Raw genomic sequence first — 8,850 nt, 5'->3', positions numbered from 1 at the left:
GGAGATGGCCGGCAGGCCAGAGGGGGGTGCTGTCCCTCCAGCGTTTCCTTAAATATGGATCGGCTTGAAGAACGTCGCCAGCGCCGCTTCCTTGACCGCTTCCGACATCGTCGGATGCGCGTGGCAGGTGCGGGCGAGGTCTTCCGAGGAGCCGCCGAACTCCATCAGCACCGCCGCCTCATGGATCATCTCGCCGGCGCCGAAGCCGACAATGTGGACGCCGAGCACGCGGTCGCTGGCTTTGTCGGCGAGGATTTTCACGAAGCCGTCTGTGTGCAGCATGGCGCGCGCGCGGCCGTTGGCGGTGAACGGGAATTTGCCGGTTTTGTAGTCGATGCCGGCCTTCCTCAGCTCTTCCTCTGTCTTGCCGACCGAAGCGATTTCCGGGCTGGTGTAGACGACGCTCGGAATGACGTCGTAATTCACATGGCCGGCCTGGCCGGCAATGGTCTCGGCCACCGCCACGCCTTCATCCTCGGCCTTGTGCGCCAGCATCGGCCCGGCGATGACGTCGCCAATGGCGTAGATGCCGGCCACGTTGGTCCTGAGATGCCCGTCGGTCTTGACCCGGCCGCGCTCGTCGACCTCGACGCCGGCTTCTTTCAACCCGAGGCTGTCGGAATAGGCCCGGCGTCCGGTCGAGATCAGCACCGCGTCGGCCTCGATGGTCTCGGCCGCACCACCCTTGACCGGTTCGAACGCAACGGCGGCGCCCTTTTTGGCCTTGGTCACCCCTGTCACCTTGGCGCCGAGCTTGAACTCGAAACCCTGCTTGGAAAGCAGGCGCTGGAACTGCTTGGAGACCTCGCCGTCCATGCCGCCCAGGATGGTGTCGAGGAATTCGACCACGGTGACCTTGGCGCCGAGCCGTGCCCAGACCGAGCCGAGCTCCAGACCGATGACCCCACCGCCGACCACCACCAGATGTCCCGGCACTTTCTCCAGCGACAGCGCGCCGGTCGACGATACGATCACCTTCTCGTCGATGTCGACCTTGACGCCGGGAATGCCGGCGACATCGGAGCCCGTGGCAATAACGATGTTTTTCGTCTCGATCTCCTCGACCTTGCCGTCCTCAGCCGTCACCAACACCTTGCCGGCCGCAACCACCTTCCCGGTGCCACGGAAACTATCGATCTTGTTTTTCTTGAACAGGAAGGCGACGCCATTGACGTTGGCCGAAACGGTCGCGTCCTTGTGCGCCATCATCTTCTTCAGATTGAGTTTCGGCGCCGGTATCTCGACGCCCAGCGCATCGAAGGAATGGCCGGCCTCGGCGAACATCTCCGAGGCATAAAGCAGCGCCTTGGATGGGATGCAGCCGATGTTCAGGCAGGTGCCGCCGAAAGTGGCGTTCTTCTCGACCACCGCGACCTTGAGCCCGAGCTGTGCCGCCTTGATGGCACAGACATAGCCGCCCGGTCCCGACCCTATGATAACGACATCATAAGCCATGTTCGTTTCCCTTAGCTTGGGGCTCAGCGGCCGCCGCTTACATTCAGGATTGCGCCCGTCGTGTAGGACGCTTCATCCGACAAAAGATAGAGAACGGCATGCGCGACTTCATCCGCCGTGCCGGCTCGTTTCATCGGCAGCATGTCGCGGAACCGCTCGACCCGGTCCGGCTGGCCGCCCGAAGCGTGGATCTCGGTGTCGATGATGCCCGGCCGTATCGCGTTGACGCGCACGCCTTCGGTCGCGACTTCGCGCGCCAGGCCGAGCGTAAAAGTGTCGATCGCCGCCTTGGACGCTGCATAGTCGACATATTCGCCGGGCGAGCCGTGTAGCGACGCAGCCGACGAGATGTTGACGATGGCGCCGCCCTGGCCGCCATGCTTGCTCGACATGCGCCTCACCGCCTCGCGGGCGCACAGAAACGAGCCGATGACATTGATGCGCATCATGCGCTCCAGCCGCGCCAGGCTCATCTCGTCGACACGCGCCTTGACGTCGACGACGCCGGCATTGTTGACCAGCGCGTCGAGCCGGCCATAGGCGCCATCGACGGCTTCGAACACGGCGACGATGTCAGCCTCGACGCCGACATCGCCCTTGATCGCTATCGCTTCACCGCCACCGGCCTCGATCTCGGCGACCAGCGCCTGGGCCGCGGCCTCGTTTGCGGCATAGTTGACCGCGACGCGGTAGCCGGCCTTCGCCGCAAGCCGGCAAGTGGCCGCACCAATGCCACGACTGCCGCCGGTGACCAGAAGAACTTTCTTCGCCGCGCTCATTCCTGGCAACCTTTCAGCAAAAACACATCCCACGGCAGTTTCGAAAAACCGATGGAGCCAAAGGCGGACGACATCTGCAACGATGGACCCAGATCGGGGAAGATCAGGCTCTGCGGCGCGTCCGTGCCTTCGGCCGCCAGCAACGCAATGTTGCCCTTGTCGTCGGCGCTGTAGACCACGCCCTGCCAGACCGTGCAGGCGGCAAGCTCGTCACCGGTGACGTCGCCGGTCGAGCATTTGTACATCAGCGAGCCATGCGGTCGCGAAACACCGGAGGTCCACATGACGATGCCGTCGAGGACGACACCTTTATCGAGCACCATCGTGAAGGAGTTGGTGACGGTGACCGCATCGGTCGTCGGCCGGAAATCGATGCCGGCATCGCTCTCGGCATCGCCATAGACAGCAAGCGCCAGCGGGCAGGCGGCATGCGCCTCGTAACCCGCTGCGAGAACAGCCAGCCCGGCCATAAATCCGATCATTGGCGAAGCGATGTTTGTCATGAATTGCTCTGGCTGCTCTCGCGGCCGTCGGCGTTTTCGAGCACCTCGAAATCGGTCATCAAGACCAGCGGCTCGCCGGCCGCATCCAGTCCCCAGAAGGAATAATAGTTCCCATCACCGAAGCCAGTGTCGAACATGGCTATATTAAGCGGATTTCCATCAACCGGATTATCCATGCGGAACTTGTCGAACGAGCATGCAACGTCAGCAAGATAGCTGTCGAGTTCCTCCTGGTCGGACATCAGCGTCAGAACCGACTTGTCCATGAACGAAGCAACATTATCATCGACAATAAATCCAGACTTCCAGGACGATGTGCCGACGTCGCGGACGAAGGCAGCCAACTCCCACCGCACCGGCAAGCCAGTGCCAAACCGCAATACCGCTGCAGCAACACGGCCTTGCGCCTCAAGCAACGTGACTGGATAGCATCCCGGCCTGACCTTACGGCTAAACACAGGCCGTTCCAGCCCGGTAATCAGTGGATCGCAAGCGATGATTTCGCCGGTCGGTAGCTCAAGCTCACCGATCGCGGTGACGATGATCTTCCGCTCCGCCATTTCGGCTTCGCTGAGAGCGAAGACACCGAGATTGCTGCTCGCCGGCGCCGAATCCCATTCAGTCGATGTCGCCGGCGGAGAGATGGCGGCGGAAGCCGCCGGCCGGGAACGCCTCAATACGCTACCCGCTACTCGACCCAGCTTGAACCCAAACCGCGCCAGCCAGCCGCTCATGACGGATCAGCTCCGATCACAAATCAAGCACCAGCCGTTCCGGATCTTCCAGGCTGTCCTTGACGCGGACCAGGAAGGTCACCGCTTCCTTGCCGTCGACGATGCGGTGATCGTAGCTGAGCGCCAGGTACATCATCGGCCGAATCACGATCTGGCCGCCGACCACGACGGGCCGGTCCTGGATCTTGTGCATGCCAAGAATGCCCGACTGCGGCGCATTGAGGATCGGCGTCGACATCAGCGAACCGTAGACGCCACCGTTGGAAATCGTGAACGTGCCGCCTTGCATGTCGGCGACCGACAGCTTGCCGTCGCGTGCGGCGATGCCCAGCCGGCCGATATCCTTCTCTATTTCGGCAATCGACATCTGATCGGCGTCGCGCACCACCGGCACGACGAGGCCCTTTTCGGTGCCGACGGCGACGCCGATATGGGCATAGTTCTTGAAGATAATGTCGGTGCCGTCGATCTCGGCATTGACCGAGGGGATCTCCTTCAAGGCGTGGGTGACGGCCTTGGTGAAGAAGCCCATGAAGCCGAGCTTCACGCCGTGCTTCTTCTCGAAGATGTCCTTGTACTTGGTCCTGAGCGCCATCACCGCCGACATGTCGACCTCGTTGAAGGTGGTCAGCATGGCGGCGGTCGACTGCGCTTCCTTCAGCCGGCGCGCAATGGTCTGGCGCAGCTTGGTCATGCGCACGCGCTCCTCGCGCGACGCATCGTCGCCCGAGGACGGCGCACGCACGGCGACCGGAGCCGGTGCGGCCTTCGGAATTTCGGCCGACTGCGACGGCGCGCCCTTGGAAATCGCGTCGAGCACATCGCCCTTCAGCACCTGGCCGCGCTTGCCCGAGCCAGAAACCTGGTCGACCGACAGATTGTTCTCGGCGATCAGCTTTGCGGCAGCTGGCGCCGGCGGCATTGTGCGCGGCTCGACCGGCCCGGCATCGCCGGCTATCTTGGCGGTCTCGGCCGCGGCCTGCTTGGTCGTATGTGCCGCGTCGGGGCTCGACGCCTGCGACACAGCTTGCGGCTTGGTCTCCTGCTTGGACGCCGGGGCGGCCGTGGCGACGCCTGCCGAGATCGAACCCAGCAACGCACCGACGCCGACGGTCTCGCCTTCCTTGGCGGTGATCTCGCCAAGCGTGCCGGCGGCGGCGGCAGGCACTTCCACCGTCACCTTGTCGGTTTCGAGCTCGACCAGCGGCTCGTCGACGGCAATGGCATCGCCGACCTTCTTGAACCACTTGCCGATGGTCGCCTCGGTGACGGATTCGCCGAGAGTGGGAACGCGGATTTCGGTAGCCATTGTGCTGTCCGTTTCTTCTCTGTCTGTTCTATTCGCCGGGTTTGTTCTATTCGCCGAGCGCGTCTTCGAGCAGGGCAGCGAGCTGCGCCAAATGCTTCGACATCAGACCGGTCGCCGGCGATGCCGCCGCCGGACGTCCGGTATAGCGCACCCGCTGATGCTTGGCGTCGATATGAGCCAGCACCCATTCCAGATACGGATCGATGAACGACCAGGCGCCCATATTCTTGGGTTCCTCCTGGCACCACACCATCTCGGCATTGCGGAAGCGCGACAGTTCGGTGATCAGCGCCTTGGCCGGGAACGGATAGAGCTGTTCGACGCGCAAGAGATAGATGTCGTTGATGCCGCGCTTCTCGCGTTCCTCGTAGAGGTCATAATAGACCTTGCCCGAGCACAGCACGACGCGGCGGACCTTGGAATCCTTGGTGAGCTTGATCGTCTGGTTCTGCAGCAGCTGGGCATCGTCCCACAAAAGCCGGTGGAACGAGCTTTCGCCCGAAATCTCCGGCAGCGTCGACACTGCCCGCTTGTGGCGCAGCAGCGATTTCGGCGTCATCAGGATCAGCGGCTTGCGGAAGTCGCGCTTCAGCTGCCGGCGCAATATGTGGAAGTAGTTGGCCGGCGTGGTGCAGTTGGCGACTTGCATATTGTCTTCGGCGCAAAGCTGCAGAAAGCGCTCGAGCCGGGCCGAAGAATGCTCCGGACCCTGGCCTTCATAGCCATGCGGCAGCAGGCATACCAGGCCTGACATTCTGAGCCACTTGCGCTCGCCCGACGAGATGAACTGGTCGAACACCACCTGGGCGCCGTTGGCGAAATCGCCGAACTGCGCTTCCCAGAGCGTCAGCGCCTTCGGCTCGGCCAGGCTGTAGCCATATTCGAAGCCAAGCACCGCCTCTTCCGACAGCATCGAGTTGATGACTTCGTAGCCGGCCTGTGCCGCCGACAGATTGTTGAGCGGGATGTAGCGGGTCTCGTCCTTCTGGTCGTAGAGCACGGAATGGCGCTGCGAGAAGGTGCCGCGTTCTGAATCCTGGCCGGAGAGCCGGATCGGATTGCCGTCGAGCAGGATGGCGCCGAAGGCCAGCGCCTCGGCCGTCGACCAGTCGATGCCTTCGCCGGAGTCGATCGCCTGGCGGCGGTTTTCGAGGAAGCGGATGATGGTCTTGTGCGCCTCGAAACCTTTCGGCACCTCGGTCAGTTTCTTGCCGATGTCCTTCAGCACCTTGACCGGCACGGCGGTCTTGCCGCGGCGCTGTTCGTCCTGGTTGTCGGCGGTGCGCAGACCAGACCAGGCGCCGTCCAGCCAGTCGGCCTTGTTAGGCTTGTAGTGCTGGCCGACTTCCCATTCGGACTCCAGATGGGCGCGCCAGTCGGCCTTCATCTTGTCGAGTTCGGCCTGGCTGATATGGCCCTCGGCGATCAGCCGCTCGCCATAGATCTGCACCGTCGTCTTGTGGTTGCGGATGTTGGCGTACATGATCGGCTGGGTGAAAGCCGGCTCGTCACCCTCATTGTGGCCGAAGCGGCGATAGCAGAACATGTCCACCACCACCGGCTTGTGGAACTTCATGCGAAATTCGATCGCCACCTTGGTGGCATGCACCACCGCTTCCGGGTCGTCGCCATTGACGTGGAAGATCGGCGCCTCGATCATCTTGGCGACGTCGGACGGATAGGGCGACGAGCGCGAGAAGCGCGGATTGGTGGTGAAGCCGATCTGGTTGTTGATGATGAAATGCAGCGTGCCGGCGACGCGGTGGCCGCGCAGGCCCGACAGGCCGAGAATTTCCGCGATTACGCCCTGGCCAGCAAAGGCGGCGTCGCCATGCAGAAGCAGCGGCAGCACCTTGGCGCGCTCTTCCAGCGGCACGATCTCCTCGCGGCTGCGGCCGAACAGATAGTCCTGCTTGGCGCGCGCCTTGCCCATCACAACCGGATCGACGATTTCCAGATGCGAAGGATTGGCGGTCAGCGACAGATGCACCTTGTTGCCGTCGAATTCGCGGTCCGACGAGGCGCCGAGATGGTACTTGACGTCGCCCGAGCCCTCGACCTCGTCAGGAGCGGCCGAGCCGCCCTTGAATTCGTGGAAGATGGCGCGATGCGGTTTGGCCATCACCTGGGACAGCACGTTCAGCCGGCCGCGATGCGCCATGCCGAGCACGATCTCCTTCATGCCGAGCTGGCCGCCGCGCTTGATGATCTGCTCCAGCGCCGGGATCAGGCCTTCGCTGCCATCGAGGCCGAAGCGCTTGGTACCCTTGTACTTGACATCGATGAACTGCTCGAAGCCTTCGGCCTCGACCAGCTTCTGCAGGATCGCTTTTTTTCCCGTAGCGGTGAAGGAAATCTCCTTGTCAGCACCTTCGATGCGCGCCTGGATCCAGGCCTTCTCCTCGGGGTCGGAAATGTGCATGAACTCGACACCGAGCGTCGAGCAATAGGTGCGGGTCAGGATCTCCAGCATCTGCCGGATGGTGCCGAATTCGAGGCCGAGCACATTGTCGAGGAAGATCGGCCGGTCGTAGTCGGCTGCGGTGAAACCGTAATTCTCCGGGGACAGCTCGTTATAGTCCTCAAGCGGCTTGGCGATGCCGAGCGGGTCGAGATTGGCATGCAGATGGCCGCGCATGCGGAAGGCGCGGATCATCATGATGGCGCGCACCGAATCGCGCGTCGCCTGATGCACGTCGGCATCCGACAGCACGACGCCATTGGTGACCGCCTTGTCCTTGACCTTCTTTTCCAGATGCTTCTCGACGATGCCCCAATTGCCGTCGAGCGCCGACACCAGTTCGCCATTGGCCTGCAGCGGCCAGGAGGGCTTTGCCCAGGAAGCGCCCTTGGCGTTCTTGCGCACATCGCCGGCGTCGTCCTTCAGCCCGGCGAAAAAATCCTGCCATTCGGGGTTTACCGACTCTGGATCATCCTCATAGGACGCGTACAGCGCGTCGATATAGTCGGCATTGCCGCCATAGAGGAAAGAGGTGAGCGAAAATTGGTCGTTGGCCTGATCTTGTCTTGCCATTTTTGTCCGCGGAGCCTGGCTCCGTCTCCTTTTCAAAAGCGAATAGTGAGTAGCGAATAGCGAGTAGGGATTTTTCCCGGGTCGCGCCGTTACTCTCTTTTCCCTATTCGCTATTCACTACTCGCTACTCACTTGGCCTTGATCGCCTCGACCAGCGTCGTGCCCAGACGCGCCGGCGATGGCGATACTTTAATGCCGGCCGATTCCATCGCCGCGATCTTGTCTTCCGCGCCGCCCTTGCCGCCGGAGATGACCGCGCCCGCATGGCCCATGGTGCGACCGGCCGGCGCGGTGCGCCCGGCGATGAAGCCCGCCATCGGCTTTTTGCGGCCGCGTTTGGCCTCGTCCTTGAGGAACTGCGCGGCGTCTTCCTCGGCCGAACCGCCGATCTCGCCGATCATGATGATCGACTTGGTCTCGTCGTCGGCGAGGAACATCTCGAGCACGTCGATGAACTCGGTGCCTTTGACGGGGTCGCCGCCGATACCGACGGCGGTCGTCTGGCCGAGGCCGACATTTGTGGTCTGGAACACTGCCTCATAGGTAAGCGTTCCCGAGCGCGAAACAACGCCGACCGAGCCTTTGCGGAAGATGTTGCCGGGCATGATGCCGATCTTGCATTCGTCGGGGGTGAGCACACCAGGGCAGTTCGGGCCGATCAGCCGCGAGGTCGAGCGGTCGAGCCGCGCCTTGACCCTGACCATGTCCATCACCGGAATGCCTTCGGTGATGCAGACGATCAGCGGGATCTCGGCTTCGATGGCTTCGAGGATGGCTTCGGCGGCGCCCGCCGGCGGCACATAGACGACCGAGGCGTTGGCGCCGGTCTTTTCCTTGCCCTCGGCGACCGAGGCGAAGATCGGCAGGTTTTCGCCCTTGGCGCCGGTCCAGGTCGCGCCACCCTTCTTTGGATGGATACCGCCCACCATCCTGGTGCCGTGATAGGCCAGCGCCTGTTCGGTGTGGAACGTGCCGGTCTTGCCGGTCAGGCCCTGCACCAGCACCTTGGTGTTCTTGTCGATGAGAATGGACATCG

7 protein-coding genes are annotated in these 8,850 nt (G+C 62.7%); all 7 read right to left on the bottom strand.

What is annotated here, in order from left to right:
- Positions 1 to 48 precede the first annotated feature (48 nt).
- Complete coding sequence (gene lpdA / locus NKJ77_RS23395) at positions 49 to 1,455, bottom strand: dihydrolipoyl dehydrogenase (protein WP_023683872.1); 1,407 nt, start codon at positions 1,453 to 1,455, stop codon at positions 49 to 51.
- Between the two features lie 23 nt (positions 1,456 to 1,478).
- A complete protein-coding gene (locus tag NKJ77_RS23390) occupies positions 1,479 to 2,234 on the bottom strand; it encodes an SDR family oxidoreductase (RefSeq protein WP_023831860.1) in 756 nt (251 codons plus the stop codon).
- A complete protein-coding gene (locus NKJ77_RS23385) occupies positions 2,231 to 2,737 on the bottom strand; it encodes a hypothetical protein (protein ID WP_023831861.1) in 507 nt (168 codons plus the stop codon). The genes NKJ77_RS23390 and NKJ77_RS23385 overlap by 4 nt, the downstream gene beginning before the upstream one ends.
- Entirely contained in the window at positions 2,734 to 3,471 is a 738-nt protein-coding gene (locus NKJ77_RS23380; RefSeq protein WP_031195599.1) for a DUF4241 domain-containing protein, read from the bottom strand. The genes NKJ77_RS23385 and NKJ77_RS23380 overlap by 4 nt, the downstream gene beginning before the upstream one ends.
- A gap of 16 nt (positions 3,472 to 3,487) precedes the next feature.
- The gene (gene odhB, locus NKJ77_RS23375) at positions 3,488 to 4,780 is read right to left on the bottom strand and encodes a 2-oxoglutarate dehydrogenase complex dihydrolipoyllysine-residue succinyltransferase (protein WP_023831862.1); all 1,293 of its coding nucleotides are present in this window, start codon (positions 4,778 to 4,780) and stop codon (positions 3,488 to 3,490) included.
- A 46-nt stretch (positions 4,781 to 4,826) separates the two neighbouring features.
- A complete protein-coding gene (locus NKJ77_RS23370; RefSeq protein ID WP_352535824.1) occupies positions 4,827 to 7,814 on the bottom strand; it encodes a 2-oxoglutarate dehydrogenase E1 component in 2,988 nt (995 codons plus the stop codon).
- 128 nt (positions 7,815 to 7,942) lie between these two features.
- Positions 7,943 to 8,848 (bottom strand): succinate--CoA ligase subunit alpha, encoded by a 906-nt coding sequence (gene sucD / locus NKJ77_RS23365; protein ID WP_352535823.1) that lies wholly within the window; start codon positions 8,846 to 8,848, stop codon positions 7,943 to 7,945.
- Positions 8,849 to 8,850: the final 2 nt, after the last annotated feature.

This window comes from Mesorhizobium sp. M0052, assembly GCF_040323255.1.
In the GTDB taxonomy this organism is placed as follows: domain Bacteria; phylum Pseudomonadota; class Alphaproteobacteria; order Rhizobiales; family Rhizobiaceae; genus Mesorhizobium.
Note: the sequence above shows the minus strand (reverse complement) of the source record. Positions and strands in the feature narration are given on the sequence as shown.

Excerpts from the sequence above, each read along its gene's own strand:
- lpdA (WP_023683872.1), bottom strand. The coding sequence starts at position 1,455 with ATGGCTTATGATGTCGTTATCATAGGGTCGGGACCGGGCGGCTATGTC.
- NKJ77_RS23390 (WP_023831860.1), bottom strand. The coding sequence starts at position 2,234 with ATGAGCGCGGCGAAGAAAGTTCTTCTGGTCACCGGCGGCAGTCGTGGC.
- NKJ77_RS23385 (WP_023831861.1), bottom strand. The coding sequence starts at position 2,737 with ATGACAAACATCGCTTCGCCAATGATCGGATTTATGGCCGGGCTGGCT.
- NKJ77_RS23380 (WP_031195599.1), bottom strand. The coding sequence starts at position 3,471 with ATGAGCGGCTGGCTGGCGCGGTTTGGGTTCAAGCTGGGTCGAGTAGCG.
- odhB (WP_023831862.1), bottom strand. The coding sequence starts at position 4,780 with ATGGCTACCGAAATCCGCGTTCCCACTCTCGGCGAATCCGTCACCGAG.
- NKJ77_RS23370 (WP_352535824.1), bottom strand. The coding sequence starts at position 7,814 with ATGGCAAGACAAGATCAGGCCAACGACCAATTTTCGCTCACCTCTTTC.
- sucD (WP_352535823.1), bottom strand. The coding sequence starts at position 8,848 with ATGTCCATTCTCATCGACAAGAACACCAAGGTGCTGGTGCAGGGCCTG.